The 15,679-nt window shown below is 61.2% G+C and carries 15 protein-coding genes; 5 read left to right on the top strand and 10 right to left on the bottom strand.

The features are described 5' to 3' along the window. The first annotated feature begins 24 nt into the window (after positions 1–24). The gene (locus tag AB4Z43_RS04870) at positions 25–555 is read left to right on the top strand and encodes a hypothetical protein (protein WP_441936215.1); all 531 of its coding nucleotides are present in this window, start codon (positions 25–27) and stop codon (positions 553–555) included. Here the strand turns inward: AB4Z43_RS04870 and AB4Z43_RS04865 are convergent. The 5 genes from AB4Z43_RS04865 to AB4Z43_RS04845 all read right to left on the bottom strand — a co-directional run bounded on the left by AB4Z43_RS04865 (position 537) and on the right by AB4Z43_RS04845 (position 6,628). Continuing rightward, the gene (locus AB4Z43_RS04865; RefSeq protein ID WP_441936213.1) at positions 537–947 is read right to left on the bottom strand and encodes a DUF2177 family protein; all 411 of its coding nucleotides are present in this window, start codon (positions 945–947) and stop codon (positions 537–539) included. The two genes, AB4Z43_RS04870 and AB4Z43_RS04865, sit on opposite strands and share 19 nt — an antisense overlap. Before the next feature lie 33 nt (positions 948–980). Next, positions 981–2,414 carry a cryptochrome/photolyase family protein gene (locus AB4Z43_RS04860; protein ID WP_441936211.1) on the bottom strand — a complete coding sequence of 478 codons (1,434 nt, stop codon included), beginning with the start codon at positions 2,412–2,414 and terminating at the stop codon, positions 981–983. A 13-nt stretch (positions 2,415–2,427) separates the two neighbouring features. Then, the gene (locus tag AB4Z43_RS04855) at positions 2,428–2,802 is read right to left on the bottom strand and encodes a DUF2147 domain-containing protein (RefSeq protein ID WP_064982223.1); all 375 of its coding nucleotides are present in this window, start codon (positions 2,800–2,802) and stop codon (positions 2,428–2,430) included. Between the two features lie 448 nt (positions 2,803–3,250). After that, complete coding sequence (locus AB4Z43_RS04850) at positions 3,251–4,900, bottom strand: alpha/beta fold hydrolase (RefSeq protein WP_441936209.1); 1,650 nt, start codon at positions 4,898–4,900, stop codon at positions 3,251–3,253. A gap of 807 nt (positions 4,901–5,707) precedes the next feature. Continuing rightward, entirely contained in the window at positions 5,708–6,628 is a 921-nt protein-coding gene (locus AB4Z43_RS04845; protein WP_441936207.1) for a LysR substrate-binding domain-containing protein, read from the bottom strand. A gap of 91 nt (positions 6,629–6,719) precedes the next feature. Here AB4Z43_RS04845 and AB4Z43_RS04840 point away from each other — a divergent pair, with 91 nt between their 5' ends. From AB4Z43_RS04840 to AB4Z43_RS04830, 3 genes are all read left to right on the top strand, one after another. Continuing rightward, complete coding sequence (locus tag AB4Z43_RS04840; protein WP_441936205.1) at positions 6,720–7,751, top strand: NADP-dependent oxidoreductase; 1,032 nt, start codon at positions 6,720–6,722, stop codon at positions 7,749–7,751. After that, the gene (locus AB4Z43_RS04835; protein WP_441936203.1) at positions 7,748–8,170 is read left to right on the top strand and encodes a hypothetical protein; all 423 of its coding nucleotides are present in this window, start codon (positions 7,748–7,750) and stop codon (positions 8,168–8,170) included. Before AB4Z43_RS04840 ends, AB4Z43_RS04835 begins: the two co-directional genes overlap by 4 nt. Positions 8,171–8,899: 729 nt before the next feature. Further along, on the top strand, positions 8,900–9,088 hold the full coding sequence (locus AB4Z43_RS04830) for a hypothetical protein (protein ID WP_441937055.1): 189 nt from the start codon (positions 8,900–8,902) through the stop codon (positions 9,086–9,088). Here AB4Z43_RS04830 and AB4Z43_RS04825 read toward each other — a convergent pair. The 3 genes from AB4Z43_RS04825 to AB4Z43_RS04815 all read right to left on the bottom strand — a co-directional run bounded on the left by AB4Z43_RS04825 (position 9,085) and on the right by AB4Z43_RS04815 (position 10,885). After that, positions 9,085–9,600 (bottom strand): GNAT family N-acetyltransferase, encoded by a 516-nt coding sequence (locus AB4Z43_RS04825; protein WP_019859892.1) that lies wholly within the window; start codon positions 9,598–9,600, stop codon positions 9,085–9,087. The genes AB4Z43_RS04830 and AB4Z43_RS04825 overlap by 4 nt on opposite strands. Positions 9,601–9,653: 53 nt before the next feature. Then, positions 9,654–10,301: a helix-turn-helix domain-containing protein gene (locus tag AB4Z43_RS04820; protein ID WP_019859891.1), complete on the bottom strand. Its 648-nt coding sequence runs from the start codon at positions 10,299–10,301 to the stop codon at positions 9,654–9,656. Between the two features lie 185 nt (positions 10,302–10,486). Then, positions 10,487–10,885 (bottom strand): c-type cytochrome, encoded by a 399-nt coding sequence (locus tag AB4Z43_RS04815; RefSeq protein ID WP_019859890.1) that lies wholly within the window; start codon positions 10,883–10,885, stop codon positions 10,487–10,489. A 163-nt stretch (positions 10,886–11,048) separates the two neighbouring features. On the opposite strand from AB4Z43_RS04815, the gene AB4Z43_RS04810 reads away from it, so the two are divergent. Next, complete coding sequence (locus AB4Z43_RS04810) at positions 11,049–11,885, top strand: universal stress protein (protein ID WP_069092820.1); 837 nt, start codon at positions 11,049–11,051, stop codon at positions 11,883–11,885. A 225-nt stretch (positions 11,886–12,110) separates the two neighbouring features. Here AB4Z43_RS04810 and AB4Z43_RS04805 read toward each other — a convergent pair whose 3' ends face one another. Next, positions 12,111–13,307, bottom strand: a complete 1,197-nt coding sequence (locus AB4Z43_RS04805; RefSeq protein ID WP_441936200.1) for an efflux RND transporter periplasmic adaptor subunit — start codon at positions 13,305–13,307, stop codon at positions 12,111–12,113. 4 nt (positions 13,308–13,311) lie between these two features. Beyond that, on the bottom strand, positions 13,312–15,675 hold the full coding sequence (locus AB4Z43_RS04800; RefSeq protein ID WP_441936198.1) for an FtsX-like permease family protein: 2,364 nt from the start codon (positions 15,673–15,675) through the stop codon (positions 13,312–13,314). Positions 15,676–15,679 lie beyond the last annotated feature (4 nt).

The following is a 15,679-nucleotide window of genomic DNA, read 5'->3' as shown; positions in this document are numbered from 1 at the left end:
GGTTACGCGGCGCATCCCGACCCCTTGACCAGCGCGGCCAACTGGATTGCACTGGTCGTTGCCTGGAACCAGCCGTTCTACCCGCTGTACCTTTGGGCGGCGGTCGGCGCCGACAAGATAGCTCCTTCGTTTCTCACGTTCATGTCAACGCCGATCTTTCTGGCTGTTCCGGCTGTTGCCAAACGGCATGCGCTGGCCGCCCGCGCCCTGCTGCCGCTGACTGGCATCGCCAACGAGATCGTGAGCACCAAGGCGTTCGGCGTTGGATCGGGCGTGGAGATTTTCCTGGTTCCCTGCGCACTGATCGGCGCCGCGCTGTTCAGGCCGTCGGAGCGGGCGATCGGGCTCTTTGTGGTGGGGCTTAGTGCGATGGCCTATTTCATCCCGCATCGCTTTTTCGGCGAGCCGCTGGCCGGTTACACGGCCGCCGATAACAGCGCCATGGCCGGCTTGAATGCCTTGAGCGCCGCGACGTTGATCGTCTTCATCGGCTGGCTGTTGTCGGGTGCTGTGCCGGCCCCGCAACAGCCTGGCGATCAGGCGCCGCGCAGATAGTAGCGGGTCACCAGGAAGCCCACAGTGGCCGCAACCGCGCTGAGCAGCGAACCCCAGCAGATATCCGCCACAGTGATGATCGTCGGCCAGCCGCGGATCGTGGCCTGGTTGGTCAGATCGTAGGTCGCGTAGGTGAAGAAACCATAGAGCGCGCCATTCAGCGCGGCCGTTGTCCATTTGCCGCTCGAAAAAGCCGGCGACGTTGCGAAGATTATGAGACCCACGACATAGATCAGGTAGAATGCCGCAGCAGGAACAGGGTTGAATACGTCAACCAGTATGTCCCCGACATAGCGGCGGTAAAGGCGCTGCGACATCGTCGAGAGCCATACCGCGTCAATGGCCAGGAAAGCGATCAGAGTGGTTGTGTAGGCGACGGCATACCGCATCATGAAAACCTTCCCGTTGTTGTTTGATCCACTGGCTCAATCCTTTAAGGACTGATAGACGATCAATGCCCTTTCTCGTGCCGCACCGTGGTCTACGATCGGATTGGGGTAGGTCTTGCCGAGCACGATGCCTTTGTCCTTCAGCACGGCAGCGGGAGCCTCCCATGGCCGATGAATATAGCGGTCGGGCAATGCAGAGATTTCCGGGACGTGCTGACGAACGTAGTCGCCGTGAGGGTCGAACTTTTCGCCCTGCAGCACCGGGTTGAAGATGCGAAAATAGGGCGCCGCATCAGCTCCGGATCCGGCCACCCACTGCCAGCTGGCCGGATTGTTTGCGGCGTCCGCGTCGACCAGAGTGTCCCAAAACCACTTTTCGCCGTGGCGCCAGTCGATCATGAGGTCCTTGATGAGGAAGGACGCCACGATCATGCGCACGCGGTTGTGCATCCAGCCCGTTCGCCACAATTCGCGCATCCCGGCATCCACGATTGGATACCCTGTCAGGCCGCGCTGCCATGTCCGAAGCGCCCGCATGTCGTCCCGCCACGACATTGCGTCAAACTCCGGCCGGAAGTTGCGCCCTGAAAGATCGGGATTATGAAACAGCAGATGATATGAAAATTCCCGCCAGCCGATCTCCGCACGAAACTTCGAAGTTCCCGAGCTTTTCGATCTGCGCAACGCGGCGAATATCTGGAATGGCGTGATCTCGCCGAAGGTCAGATGCGGGGAAAGTCGCGATGTTGACGGCTGGCCAGGATAGTCACGTTGGCGTTCATAATTGGCCAGGTCGTGCTCAATGAATTGACCAAGCCTGGCCTGAGCGCCTTTTTCGCCTGGTGTCCAAGTCTCGCGCAAGCCATACGCCCAGTCGGGTTTGCTAGGCAGCAAGTCAAGCTCGTCCAGGCGCAAGCCGCCAAGCTCACCCCTCCAACCATCAATCTGTCCCGGGGTATCGATCGGATCGCGAACATCGACCTTGTACGCCATCGCCTTCCAAAATGGCGTATAGACTTTGTAGAAGCCGCCGGAGCCAGTCTTGAGGAGCGAAGGTTCATGCAGGAGCGCGCCATCGAAGCTGAGTGCCGTGAGCCCCTTTTCGCGCAGGGCGGCTTTCAGCCTGGCATCGACCCCCGCCTCCGAGGGGTCGTAACGCCTGTTCCAGAACACGCAATTCGCGCCGCTGGCGTCGATCGCCTTGGCGACGGCGTCTTCGGTGCGTCCATGTGCCAGAAATAGATTCGCTCCAGCCTTGCGAAGCAGATCGCCAAGGGCCGCGAGCGAGTGATGGAGCCACCAGCGGCTGGCCGCTCCCATGGCCCTTAGACCTTTGGTTGTCTCGTCCAGGATATAGAGCGCCACGACGGGAGCGCCGCGATCGGCTGCCGCCGCGAGCGCGGCGTTGTCACCAATGCGCAGGTCGCGCCGGAACAACACAATGGTGGGAGCTTGGGCTTGTCGGCTCATTCCGTCTCGCAGATCATTTTGCCGGGGTCCAGCGCACGTTCTTGCAAATCAAGCCTGCGCCTATGCAGCCCCGCGTGGTGAGGCCCCCTTTCTTCACCGTCAACGTCATTGAATAGGTACGGTTTCGCTTGGGGTCGTAAGCCTTTCCGGCCAGCGTGCCTTGTGACGCCGGTCTTAGCGTCATGATCAGCTTGTCGCCGGCCTGTTCACCCTTGCTGGTGTCGCCGACCCACAGATTGGTCGCGCACAATTGCTGTCCACAAGGCGCGATTGAGACCTTGGCGTTGCCGTCGTCTCGCATCCATATGCCGCGGCTGTCCGAGAATGCGTCGGCTTGTGCCGCCGACCCGAGAAACACGGCACAAAGGAATGCGATTGTCCCTTGCATCGTCCCAATCTCCACTAACTGGCTAGATCTGTTGATTCTACGCTGCTGCGGGACGTTTGGATCACCGGTCCCGATTGGCGGCGCCAGGGACCAAGGACCGCCGGGGTTCATTTCCGGCAAAGGTGGAAACTTCACCGGGTCAGCGCCGAGAGATTAGCGGCAATCTGACATTGCGAACTGACATTTCGCTTGTGGCCCGACAGCCGTCGGTTAGCCAAGCGCCCCATGAACGCGGGTAGAGATTAGCTTCGCCACGGGCCTAAATGGTGACGTGGCCAGCAACCGGGTTTGCATTTTCTTCTGCCGGGATGTGAGTGCTTCCGATGAGGGCCACCGCGCCGCCGCGCATCACTCAGCATAGTTCTTCGCTGGTCTTCAATGATCCTCCCGAAACTGATCGTCATGATCCATGTCAATGAGCGGGTGGAATACAGTTCAGCCTTCGGCTCTATCCGGCCTTAGAAGGAAACGTACGGGTGAGGTAGTGTTGGATTGTGTCGACGAGGCGGTCCGAATCGGCGCCCCAGATCAGGTGGTCATCGCCCGGGAGCTCGATCAGCGTGGCGCCAACAATGCGCTCGGACAGGTAAAGTGCTTCTTCGACCTTGACCCATCGATCGCCTTTCCTGTGGAGTATGAGAGTGGGCACATGAATCGCGTGGAGGATACTACGGACATCGACTTCGGCGCCCCAGCGCCATAGTGCGATCGCGTCGGAAGGAGACGCCGAATTCCTCAGATAGGCTGCAAACCATTGTTGCTCGTGCGCATCGTTCGCCAAGCTCGGCGCCCCTCTTCCCAAATCCCAAGGCTCTCCCCACTTGCGTTCGATTTCGGCCAGTTCTTCTTCCATGTCCTCTCTAGTCTTTGCCCAAGGATAGTCCGGTGACCAAAGTCCTTGAGCATAAGCACCGTGAAGAATGAGTGCCTCGGTTCGTTCGGGATAGGTCGCCGCAAAAAGCATGCATAGGACGCCCCCTTCGGAACTGCCGAATAAGACTGTCCGTCGCGATCCAATTGCATCGAGTACCGCCCGCAAATCGTCCGCCCGCTCCTGCATCGTTGGAAAGCCCACGTTGCGATCGGAAAGCCCAGTGCCTCGCTTGTCGATGCGGACCAGCCGGCAAAATGACCCAAGCCGCCGCAGCACATGCGTAAGCCGAGGAGATTCCCAGGCATAGTCGAGGTTGGAAACCCAGCCCTGTACGTAGACGAGGTCGAACGGCCCCCCGCCGGTTACCTGATAGGCAACGCTGACCCCGCCCGACTTTACATAGTGTGTTTCTGGGCGCAGCGAGGCTGGCACCGGGTTATCGACTGGATTTCCCTCATAACTTAAGCACGGTGTTAGGCTCGGTTTGGACGGTACGAAACGGCTAGCACGGAGCCTGTCGTTCAGCTCACGCGTCTCCTTCTCCGGTTCCACCTGGAGGTGCTTGCGAAGGACCTCGCGGCATTGGGCATACTGCCTCAGTGCCATGTTCAGTCGGCCTTGGCGGGCGTAGATTTGCATGAGGCCTCGGTGGATGTCTTCCCTAAGAGGATCAGACCCGATCAAGCGCCTCGCTGCCTGGACATATGCGGCCAGATTGTTCTCGACCGAATAGTGATGGAGAAGTTTTTCCAGAACGCCGATCCAAATCGTCCTCAATCTCTCACGTTCCACCCTGAGCCAGTCGTTGAACGGTTCTTCCTTCAGGGCGAAGCCATCGAGCAAGTCACCGCGATAGACAACGACGGCTTGCTCAAGCTGCTCGAGGGCTATACCTGACGCTAGGCGCTCGAACCGTGCCACATCGATCTCAAGATCGTCGAGCTTGAGGGTGACATTGTCGCCGTGTGCCAAAAGGCGTCGGCCGTCGACCGATGGCAACGCCTTCCTGATCGCCGACAGAGCCTGTCTAAGGTTCATTCGCGCCTGCGGCTCCCCAGTATCGCCCCATAGAAGCGCGGCGAGTTTCTCGCGCGCATGGGACTGTCCAGGATTGAGTGCGAGATAAGTCACCAAACCACGCGCTTTGCGGCTCAGCGCTGCATTGGCAAGCTCGCCTCCAGCAAGAGTGAAGCCGCCGAATAACAGAAGTTGTGTTTGCGCCACCGTTCGCAAGCCATGTTGGACACTCGATTGTTCCCCGGACCTGGTTCGACTTCAACTGCAATCTGGCTGGACAGACGCTTTTCACGAACCAATCACAGTTTTTCGTACGCATCCCTCACGGCCATAGGAGAGGCTCTCAAATCAACACTTCGCAAGGGAAACGCTATGCTTGGCCCCAGCCTTTCCGATTGGCCCATTCGATCCAGGAGATCGTCAACGGTAGAACAGCCCCCCGGCGACATTCGGTTATCCCGTTATGACCTTGCACTGGCATGCTACCTGGAACAACAAGAAGCCCATCGCGCAGCGATCATGGCATCTCGACAACATGCGCAGATACGTCTGGGCACTCTGGCGCTCCTGCGTCTATCGAGGGTCGGCCGCTTCTTGAAACGGACAGCCCTCCCGCCGCCATAAGACCTGTCACCGTTCGGAGAGAATACGAAGGAAATGGGCTGGCGAACCACCCGCTAACGTATTGATTTCCGGTAGAAAGCGACGACCCTCCGGGCCTGCCAACTTATTACAAATCAGTGGCTTAAGCTTAATTCTTCGATCTTTAATAGAGCGTGGTCGCGTAAATCTCTGCCTTTTGGGTGAAATGATCGACCTCCGAGGCTTCATTTTTGCCGAGATCCTCGGCGCTCTTGTGGCCTTGCGGGCAGGTTGTTGGCCGGGCCGAAGCCCGTCACTTCCGCTGCAAAACAGTTCCTCATCCCAAATCGGCATGGACCTGGATTTCCATCGCAGGATCTGGGATCGTCTCAGCGATTTGGATGAGCTCGCCCACCATGGCGTGATTGCCGGCTACACCGCAAGACTGACCCCTGCAGTCTCGCGCAGATGCTCGAGGAAGGCCCGCACGGCCGGGTTGGTTCGCCTGCTCGACGGCCACAGCGCGGTGATGTTGTCGCGCTCAACGGCAAAGTCGCCGAGTACTAAGGCCAGTTCACCCCGCGCGACGTAAGGGGCGGCGACGAAAGTTGCGCTGATGCCGATACCGCCGCCGGCGACCAGGGTTGCCATCACCGCTTCGCTGGCGTCGACGATGATGCTTGACGTTGGCACAATCTCAATTTCGCGCTCGCCAATCCGAAAGGGCCAGCGGAAGGCTTGGCCGCTGCTCTGATACCTCAGATTGACCGTGTCGTGTGCTGCCAATTCGTCCGGATGCGTAGGCGTGCCCCGCGCCGCCAGATAGGCAGGCGCGGCGTACGCGCAAAGCCGCAACGGGGAAAGCCGGCGCGATAACAAACGAGAGTCCGCGAGTTCTCCGATGCGAACCGCGATATCAATGCCCTGTTCGACAATGTCGACCAGCCGGTCGTCAATTCGAAGGTCGATGCTCACCTTGGGGTGAAGCTTGCGGAAGGCGGGCAAGGCGGGCGCGACCAGATGGAGCCCGATCGGCAGCGACACTGCAATCCGCAAGGTGCCGGTCGGCTCAGCGCGAACGGCTTTGGCGACCTGTTCGATCTCCTCCGCGTCACGCAACAGCCTTACAGCCCGCTCATGCAGCTCCCGGCCCTCGGGCGTCAGCGTGAGGGACCGGGTAGTCCGGGTAAACAAGGAAACGCCCAGTTGCTGTTCGAGGCGCTGGACACTCTTGCTGACAGCGGACGGGGAAATTCCAAGCGAGCGGGCAGCCGCCGTGAAGCTCCCTAACGATCCGGCCCGGGCGAAAGCAATCAAACCCGTCAGCCGATCCAGTGCGACTTGTTCCTTCATGGAACAATTAAATCAAATCGGGCGGCAATTATCAACTTGGAGTCGAGCCTCTATGTCCACGTCCTGTGAATGCACTCGGTGGAGAGTTCCCATGACCAAAATAATGAAAGCGGTTCGCCTGCACGCGTTCGGTGGCCCTGAACAACTGATCTACGAGGATGCTCCAAAACCGGCGCTCAAATCCGGAGAGGTGCTCGTCCGCGTTCATGCCGTCGGCCTCAACCCGCCCGACTGGTACCTGCGCGAGGGCTATAAGATGCTCCCGGCTGAATGGCAGCCCAAAGTTTCGTTCCCGATCGTGCCCGGCACCGATGTCTCAGGTGTCGTCGACGCGGTCGCCGACGATGTGCAGGGCTTCGCGGCCGGCGACGAAGTCTATGCGATGGTGCGCTTCCCCGCCGGGCTGGCTGGTAAGAGCAGCGCCTATGCGGAATACGTCGCAGTGCCGGCGACGGAACTTGCTCTGAAGCCCTCCGGCATCGACCATGTTCACGCGGCGGGCGCGCCGATGTCGGTGCTCACCGCATGGCAGTTTCTGATCGACCTCGGGCACAACGAGCCCAATCCCCTCCAGCCGCACCAGCACGAGCCGGTGCCGCTCGCGGGAAAGACGGTGCTGGTCAACGGCGCGGCAGGGGGAGTCGGCCATCTTGTGGTACAGCTAGCGAAATGGCGCGAAGCGCGAGTGATTGCTGTGGCGTCGGGGATCCACGAGACGTTCCTCCGCGACCTCGGCGCCGATGATTTCATCGACTATGGGAAGGTCAAGCCCGAGGAAGTGGTGGGCGACGTGGACCTCGTCGTCGATGCGGTCGGCGGCCCAGCGACGGCCCGCTTCCTGCCAACGCTGAAACGGGGCGGCGCTCTTTACCCCATCTTCCCGCTTGGCTTCGACGGCAGCGACGAAGCCAAGCGGCGAGGCGTCACCGTCTCGACGACTCAGGTCCGTTCTAACGGCGCGCAGCTTGCAGAGATTGTGCCGCTTCTGGACAGCGGCCTGATCCGCGTTGGAGTCGACAGCATCTTCACCCTGGCCGAGGCCCGCAAGGCCCACGAGCGCGCTGCTGCCGGTCATATTCGCGGCAAGATCGTCCTGACGGTGGCACGCGGTCAACTGGCGTGAGCGCCTCGCCGAAATTCTCTCACGGCACCATGGCATGGTTCGAAATGGTCGGCACATTGATGTGCGCCGCCACAGCTCGAGCAGACCTCGCGCCCGACCTGAATTGGTCGCTCGTGGAGCGCTATGTCGACGGCGCGACACTGCCGGACGGGCGTATTCAAGGCATTCGTTTTGACATTGTGAACGGGGTGCCAGCGTTCCGAATAGGCGTTGACAAGGACGAGCGGGGCGACGTGACGATCGAGGTATGCTCCGCTACGGCCCGCGAGCTGAACCTGCTTTACGCCGCCGATCCGGCGTATCAAGCTTTTCGCGACCGGGCTATACGCCAGGGCCGGATCCGGGTCGATGGAGATCTTGGTGCGATGGCCCATTGGCTCGCTGCACTCCACGACCCAATCGTTGACCACACAAGCTGAGTTACGTTGGCTACAAGATCGAATCGACGCGCCAGCTGGGCGAATTTGGTCGGTTGCTGTTTTTCCTGCCTCGGAGACACTGCGCATCGAAGTTACGCCGCTAACTGCTGGAGTTCATGGCCCGTTTGGATGCCCACAAATCGTCTGGAAACCCCGTCGATGGCTTTGCGGCTCGACGGGTATTACCCGGCCTACGCATCCTCAGCGCAGGCTGGCACACAAGCTGCGGGCGGACGAGCGGGAAACCCGGGCTGAAGGCGGTGCCGACTGTCCTGCCGCGCTCAAGCATTCTAGGGATTTGATTGAGGGTTGCGAGTGCGCTGACGCCGAAGCCTATGTCCGCGAGACACTTTGCAGGTTGTGACGCTCTGCCGGCGCCGATTGCAGGATGACCGTCTCTGGAACCTGATTGCAACGTAGCTCTGAGACCTGCGGCCACCACAGATGCTGGTCTGGGCCGGACAAGGATATGCCGAGGGCAGATGCCTGCGGAAGTGCGGCCAGCGACAAGAAGCCCGGCTTCTCGACAGTAAGCGAGAGGTCCCTTGCGCCCTGCCGGGCCGGCCGCCCGTTGAACCATCTACAGCCTGGAGGATGCGACCGCATGCATGACCTCGTTTCGCCCTGGAATACAGCGCATGGACCACCGTCGCCGATGGCCTTCGCCCGCTGGACACGCTGGTGTTCACGGCCGGCATTGGCGAAAACGCGCCGTTGGTCCGGTAAAGGATCGGCGCCGCCGCGCCCTGGCTTGGAGTCGGCCTCGACGAGGAGCGAAATCGAAGAGGCGAGGAAGTTGTCAGCAATCCCAATTCCAGCGTCGATGTCCTGGTCATTCCAGCGGATGAGGAACGTGCTGTCGCGGCGGAGATGTCGATCTTGCGATCTCTGTGGAATCAGGATGGACCAGGCCTCTAACCGGCTGCGCGCGCCCCTAGTTCCCGCCGAACCAGGACGAGCGTCGCATCGTCGGGGTCAGTCGTGACCGTGAAACCCATGTCGCGCTCGACCTCTATCGCGGCACGGTTTTCACGGCTCTCGATCGACTCGATCGCTTCGAGGCCAAGTTTTTCGGCATATTTCGAGATATGGGCGAGCAGGTTCCAGCCAACGCCCAGATGCTTGCGATCCGCGCGAATGCAGATCGCGACCTCGCCGGTTCGGTCGGCGCGATCGCTTGCCAATGTAGCAACGGCGATCAACATCCCGTCGGTCGAGAACGCCACGAAATTATGGATGTGGGCATCGTCTGAACGCGTCATCGCCGCCAGCCGTTCATGCGAAACTTCCTTCACGGCGCCGAGAAAGCGGAAGCGCAGGTCTTCCGGGGTGACATGCGTGAAGAACTCGGCCAGCGTCGGCTCGTCCTCAGGGCGGGCGCGACGCACTTCGAAGCGAAATCCGGTGTGGGTGGTAAGTGTATCGTTCATGACAATAGGGTCCCTGATCTGAGGCTGACGTTACGCTGTCTGCTTGGGAGGGCTCATTCGCCCATGGTCTGCAACACGTCCTGCTTGAGGATTTCGACGCTGCGCAGGTTGAGCAGGCGGATCACGCCCTTGTCCTTCAGCCGGGTGAAAACCCGCGACACGGTCTCAATGGTGAGGCCGAGATAGTCGCCGATGTCCGTGCGCGACATCGGAAGCTCCACCTGCCGCAGACCGCCTTGGCGCTCCACCATGTCGACCAGGAAGGCGGCCACGCGTTCGATGGCGTTCTGGCGACCCAGGACGAGGAGGTGTTCCTGGGCTCTGGTCAACCCCTTGAGCGCCAAGGGCAGCAACTGATGCGACATGTCCGCCCCAGCATTGAGGCGGAAAACGCGAACACCGGTGGCATTGATCGCTTCGGCGAAGAAGTGGTGCGTCGCGCCGGCTTCGAAGCCGAATGTCTCTCCAGCAAGATGGAAGGCGCTGATCTGCCGGCGTCCGTCAGCGAGCAGGCGGTAGATGCGCACGGCGCCGAATTCGACTTGATAGAAGGCACCAGCCTTCTCGCCCTGGGCATAGATTTCTGAACCGGCTGGAAAGAAGCTGATCGGCTGGACCGGCCCGGAACCGAGTGTCGCTGGCAGAGCCGGCTGAGCAAGATGCGACGACAATGAAATCCTGGAGGAGGTATAGGCTTGCATGGCTGTCTTCCCGGTTGATCCGTGGCACAGCAATCGCGCAAATCGACGGGCGCCGAAATTCGGTTATGTCCCTACGGGAAACTACCTAGGCCAGGCCCGGGCGGCAGGCGGAGACGTTGATAATGGCCGGTGCATGCCTTCGAACGTGCGCCGCAAGTCATTTCGGCGATCTATCGTGCCTGGGTCTAATGCTGCAGCGTCGCGATGTAACCCGCCAGGTTGTGGATGCGTTCGGTGGTCACCACCTCGCCGCCGTTAGGGCCGTAGGTTTTGGCATCGTCTTCAAGGAATACCCGACCCCAGACAGGCATCTCGCGTTTGCCATGGCTTGATACGGCATAGCGACCGTCAATTGTTGCAAAGACCCTGGAATAGGGAAACGTCCCACCATTCCGTTGGGAAAGATGCGTCAGGTCGGCCGGTCGCTTGACCAGCAGGTTGCGCAAGGGACCGTCACCCTTGCCGTCGATACCGTGACAAACGGCGCAGGAGTTCAGATATTCTGCCTGGCCGTAACTCATCTCCTGCGACCTGGACGCTTCGCAGGCCAGGGTCGCCAAGGCTGCTGCGATCAGAAATCTCATGTGCGCATCCGCCGATTGATCGGCTGAGCCTACCGCGTAAATCCGCAGACATGTTGATCCGGATCAACTGGGCGTCCGCGTGGTCTTGATTCAGCGCAATGAGCGCGGCGAACGGTCTGGCTATCGTCGTCACGGAATTTGGCCAAGAACAGGAGCAACTGCCATGGCTTTCAAGACGATCCTTTCGGTTACGGGCCCGCATATGAGCGACGACGATCTCAAACTCGCTGCCGACCTTTGCGACGAAATTGGTGCCCATCTTGCCGTTCTTGCTGTTGCCATCGCCGCGCCGCCGCCGGTCGGAGAGTATGCGGCAATCGTTTCGGAAGACTGGCTGAAGGAGCGGCAGGTCGACGAGACGCTCCTGAAGAAGCGAGTGACTGCCGTGTCGGCCTTTCTCGCCGGCAGGGCGCTTTCAGCCGATGTCTCCAGCGAATATCCGGAGGTTGGCGGGGCTGACGAAAGAATCGGTCGTCGTGCACGCTACGCCGACATTACGGTGATCGGGCCGGAGTTGCTCGCTGGCGAGACGTTGAAAGGCAAGGTGATCGAGGGCGCCTTATTTTCGTCCGGGAAGCCGCTGCTGATCGTTCCCTCGGGGAGTCGCGCGACACTGAAGCCGAAACGGGTGCTGGTCGCGTGGGACGCCCGCCTGGAGGCATCGCGCGCCGTCCGTGAATCACTCGAAATGTTGATCGGCGCCGACCAGGTGCGCCTGGTCATGGTCGATCCGGTTGAGGACGAATATCACCATGGTCAGGAACCCGGTGCCGATGCCGCCGCCTATCTCGCGCGACACAGGGTGAAGGTTATGATCGACCGGCTGCCGAGTTCAAACCATTCCATCGCCGACGTTCTTCGCCAGCACGCGATCGATATCGCAGCCGACCTGATGGTGATGGGCGCCTATGGCCATTCGCGATTGCGCGAGCGCATCTTCGGTGGCGTGACCAGGTCGATGCTTGAGGAGCAGTCGCTGCCGATCCTGATGGCGCGATGAAGTCTGACCGAGGCGTCGCGGCTGCATTCTTGGATCGTTTGCTGGCAATGAACCGCCTCGGCTTTCTTCTTACTCGCATCAGGACCAGGCGAGTGCAGGATAGCGGCAAGGGATTGATCCGACCCAGAGCAGTTCCTTCTCATTGGCGCCCCTCGTCGAGCGTGTCGATCGGGACGGCACAAAGGGACCCCGCATCCATTCGACCGTTTTGCCAGGCATCGGACTTCAGTCGCGTCGCTCCACCAGGCCATCGTCGACAAGGGTGTCGGATGGGTGGACGACGACGCTCGCGCCGGGTTTCAGACCCGTCAGCACTTCCGCAGTATCGTCATTCATATGCCCGATTCCAATTTCGGTTTGTTTGGCGCGGCCGCCATCGGCTACGAAGACGTTCCACCGGTCGCCGTTCCTGAACAGCGCCCCGATCGGCACCTGGATGCATCGGACGCAATCCCAGACGGTCATTTCGACGAAGACCCGATAGCCGTGGCCGAGCCGGACATCCGTATCTTCCAGATCCAGAACGACGGTAACCCTCTGCTCCTCGATGCCGAGCGCGGAAACCTTGGTGAATGCGGCCGGATCGACGCGTCTCACTCTCGCATGCAAAGCATGATCCCCGCCCCAGTCACTGATCTCAGCCTTTGTCCCAGGGGCGATGCGCACCGCGTCAGTCGACAGCAGGTCGACAGCGATTTCCAGATCGTGGACGTTGCCGATTTCGGCGATCTTGGCGCCGGCCGTCACGGCTTGTTCGCTCCTCGCCATGACGGAGAGAACGTTTCCGTCGATGGGAGCCAGAAGATTGACGCAGCAGCTTTCACCGGTCGGGTCCGCCGGATCGGGCTGCAACAGGCGGGCCTCGGCGTTCGCAAGTTCCGCATTTCTGAGTCCTATGACCGCTTTCGCCGCGTCGACAGCGGCTTTTTGCAGGTCGACTTCGTTGGTGAGCCTCTGCAAGGCGCTCTCCGAGACAAAACCGGACCCGAACAATTTGATTGTCCGAGCCAATTCGTCCTCCGCCAGCTTCAATGCCGATTGCGCACGCTGCAAGTCGATCTCGGCAACACCGACACCAGCGCGCGCCGCGTCTCGGCTGGCAAGCAGTTCGGCTTCCGCGCGCCGGTCGATCAGTGGCGGGTCGAGCGGATGGATGGCGGCAACAACGGTATTGTTCGCTCTCACCAAGTCGCCTTCGTTCACCACCGTGCGCGTCAGATGACCGGCAATCGGCGCCGATACCGTGTAGACGTCGCGCACGCGCGTCATACCTTCCTCACGGACCGTGACTCGCATCGGCGCTGCGGTCACTTCGGCCAAATCCACCAACGCCGGCCGCGTGCGCAAAGCCCAACCAAAGCCGGCGACGACCGCAACGGCAAGGAGCGCAAGCCCGACGCGTTTGATCCAGATCGACTTCATTGGACTAATCCCTTGTCTTGAGGACACGCACGAGATCAAGGCTGTCGATACGACGCCGAACGATCAGCGCCGAAAGCGTGGCCACGGCGAGCACGACCAGGCTGGCAACCGCGAAAGTGGACCGGTTCACCACGAACGGAATGCGGAAGAGGTCGCTCTCGAAACCCCTGACGACCGACCACGAGAAGAGATAGCCGAGGATCCAGCCAAGCGGTTGCGCCAAAGCGACAATGCTGGCCAGTTCGATGAGCAGGACACTCGACACTTCACTCCTGGTGAAGCCGAGCACGCGCAAGCCGGCGAGTTCGCGGGCGCGCTCGGAAAGCTGGATACGGGCGGAGTTGTAGACGACGCCGAAGGCAATGATGACGGCAAGTGCCGTGTAGACGCTGGTCATGATCGTGATGTTCTCTCCGATTGTCTCGCGGAAGCGCTGGCGCGATATGCCCTGCAGCGCGATTGAAGCGATAACGGGCGTCTGCTTGATGGCTGTGTAGAGGTCACCGAGGCGTGCCGGATCGATCGCTACCCTGACCCCGGAAATGCGGGGTCCGCCGCCGACCAGCCCGTCGAGCGCCTCGGCGCGCATGTAGACGGCGAGCCCGACATAGCTCTGGACGATGCTGGTCACGGGAACGCGGACCACTTGATGCGCCTTTTCGAGCAGTTCGACCTCGGCCAGATCACCGATACGCAGGTGGAGCAGCGAGGCGACCCTTTCGGACAGCATGAGGCCGGCCGGCGGCGGGTCGATTGGATCGAGATTGAGATCGAGAACCCGCGCTAGGTCCGCCTGTCGGGGAACACTCGAGATCACCAGCCGGCGCTCACGATAGCCATGGTGCAGGATCACAGCCGTTGCCCGGAACGGCTCCGCGCGCAGCACGCCCGGCATGGCTGCGACAGACTGCAGGGCGCGCGGCGGTTGCTCGACACCGAACGACAAGGTCGCATCCTGTCGCTCGGCACGGAAGAAAACCGTGTCGACCATGAACGCTATGGAATCGAAGGAGAATAGCGCCGTGACCAGGAGAGCGACGGCGAGCGAGGTCCCCAATGTCGTCAGCAACGAGCGCACCGGCCAGCGCACCAGATGCCTGAACGCCATGATGGTCAATTGCGAGAAAGCCGACAGGAGATTTCCGTCGCTCGTGAGGAAGGCCCGGTATCGGGCCGGGGCGGGCGGTTGCATGGCGACCGCCGGCGGAAGCGTCACGACGATCCAGATCGCCCGCGCCGCGCCCAACAACGCTGCCAGTGCGCTTGTGGCGGCGGCGATGGCATAGAGATCGAGGCTTTGCTGGAAGATGAGGAAAGGAAAGGAGAAGAACCGGGCATAGAGCCTGGTGAGGCCGTGGCCAAGCCAGTTGCCGGCACCGGCGCCGATGGCGATGCCGATCAACGCGATCACCAGCGTCAGCTTGGCATAATGCCAGCCGATTGCCCCCGCTCCGTAGCCAACGGCCTTCATCAGCCCGATCTGTTCGCGCTCGAGCACGATCAACCGCGACAGGATCATGTTGACCAGGAAGGCCGACACAAACAGGAACACCGGTGGAATGACGGTGGCCATGGCGCGAAGCTGGATCAGCTCATTGTCGAGGAAGGCGTGGGATATCTGGTCGGCGCGCCCGTGCGCACCGGTTCCACCGAACGGCTTCAGGATACGGTCGACCGCGTCCTCGATCGCCTGGACGTCGGCACTACGCTGGGCGCGTATGGCAACATCGTTGAATGCGCCATCCATGTCGAAGATGCCGGCAAGCACGGCTCGCGGCATGAAGAAGACGCCGAAGCGCCGCGGGTCCGGCACCATGTCGCCAGGGCCGAGCGCGTAGATGTATTCGGGCGTGAGTACGATGCCGGTGACGGTGAGCGTCCGCTTTCGGCCGTTCAGAATGGCGTCGAACGTGCTGCCGGGTGCCATGCGATGTGCGGTGGCGAACCGTTCAGTGACCGCTACCTCGCCGGGGCGTCCGGGTTCAGGCAGCCGGCCGATGCGTAGGTAAAGTCTGTTGGCAGCGGGCACGCCGCGGTCGGGGATCGAGACGGCGATTGCGGTTGCCGGTTCGGCCATGCCAGGCATATCCAGCAAAACCGGCTTGACGATGCGCAGTTCGAGGCCGCTGACCCCCGCGATCGATGCCATGCGTGCGCGAAGGTGAAGCGGCGCGCGCGTCAGCCCCGAGAAGACGGTGGCAAACCGGTAGCGGTCATAGAATGCGGTGCGGGTTTGCTCCAGCGAGCGATAGCCTCCGACTGCGATGACGATCGTTGCAACGCCGCAGGCCATGACGAGCGCGATGGCGAGGACCTGCGCCCACATCCGCAGGATATCGCGCAGAAGCTTGCGATCGAGGACCGCCACGGCA

Source organism: Mesorhizobium sp. 2RAF45, assembly GCF_052115225.1.
Classification (GTDB): domain Bacteria; phylum Pseudomonadota; class Alphaproteobacteria; order Rhizobiales; family Rhizobiaceae; genus Mesorhizobium; species Mesorhizobium jarvisii.
The sequence above is the reverse complement of the archived record's forward strand: the minus strand, read 5'-3'. Positions and strand labels throughout refer to the sequence as shown.

Coding starts and splice junctions, on each gene's coding strand:
- AB4Z43_RS04805 (WP_441936200.1), bottom strand. CDS start 13,307: ATGAAGTCGATCTGGATCAAACGCGTCGGGCTTGCGCTCCTTGCCGTT.
- AB4Z43_RS04810 (WP_069092820.1), top strand. CDS start 11,049: ATGGCTTTCAAGACGATCCTTTCGGTTACGGGCCCGCATATGAGCGAC.
- AB4Z43_RS04815 (WP_019859890.1), bottom strand. CDS start 10,885: ATGAGATTTCTGATCGCAGCAGCCTTGGCGACCCTGGCCTGCGAAGCG.
- AB4Z43_RS04840 (WP_441936205.1), top strand. CDS start 6,720: ATGACCAAAATAATGAAAGCGGTTCGCCTGCACGCGTTCGGTGGCCCT.
- AB4Z43_RS04820 (WP_019859891.1), bottom strand. CDS start 10,301: ATGCAAGCCTATACCTCCTCCAGGATTTCATTGTCGTCGCATCTTGCT.
- AB4Z43_RS04825 (WP_019859892.1), bottom strand. CDS start 9,600: ATGAACGATACACTTACCACCCACACCGGATTTCGCTTCGAAGTGCGT.
- AB4Z43_RS04855 (WP_064982223.1), bottom strand. CDS start 2,802: ATGCAAGGGACAATCGCATTCCTTTGTGCCGTGTTTCTCGGGTCGGCG.
- AB4Z43_RS04860 (WP_441936211.1), bottom strand. CDS start 2,414: ATGAGCCGACAAGCCCAAGCTCCCACCATTGTGTTGTTCCGGCGCGAC.
- AB4Z43_RS04865 (WP_441936213.1), bottom strand. CDS start 947: ATGATGCGGTATGCCGTCGCCTACACAACCACTCTGATCGCTTTCCTG.
- AB4Z43_RS04845 (WP_441936207.1), bottom strand. CDS start 6,628: ATGAAGGAACAAGTCGCACTGGATCGGCTGACGGGTTTGATTGCTTTC.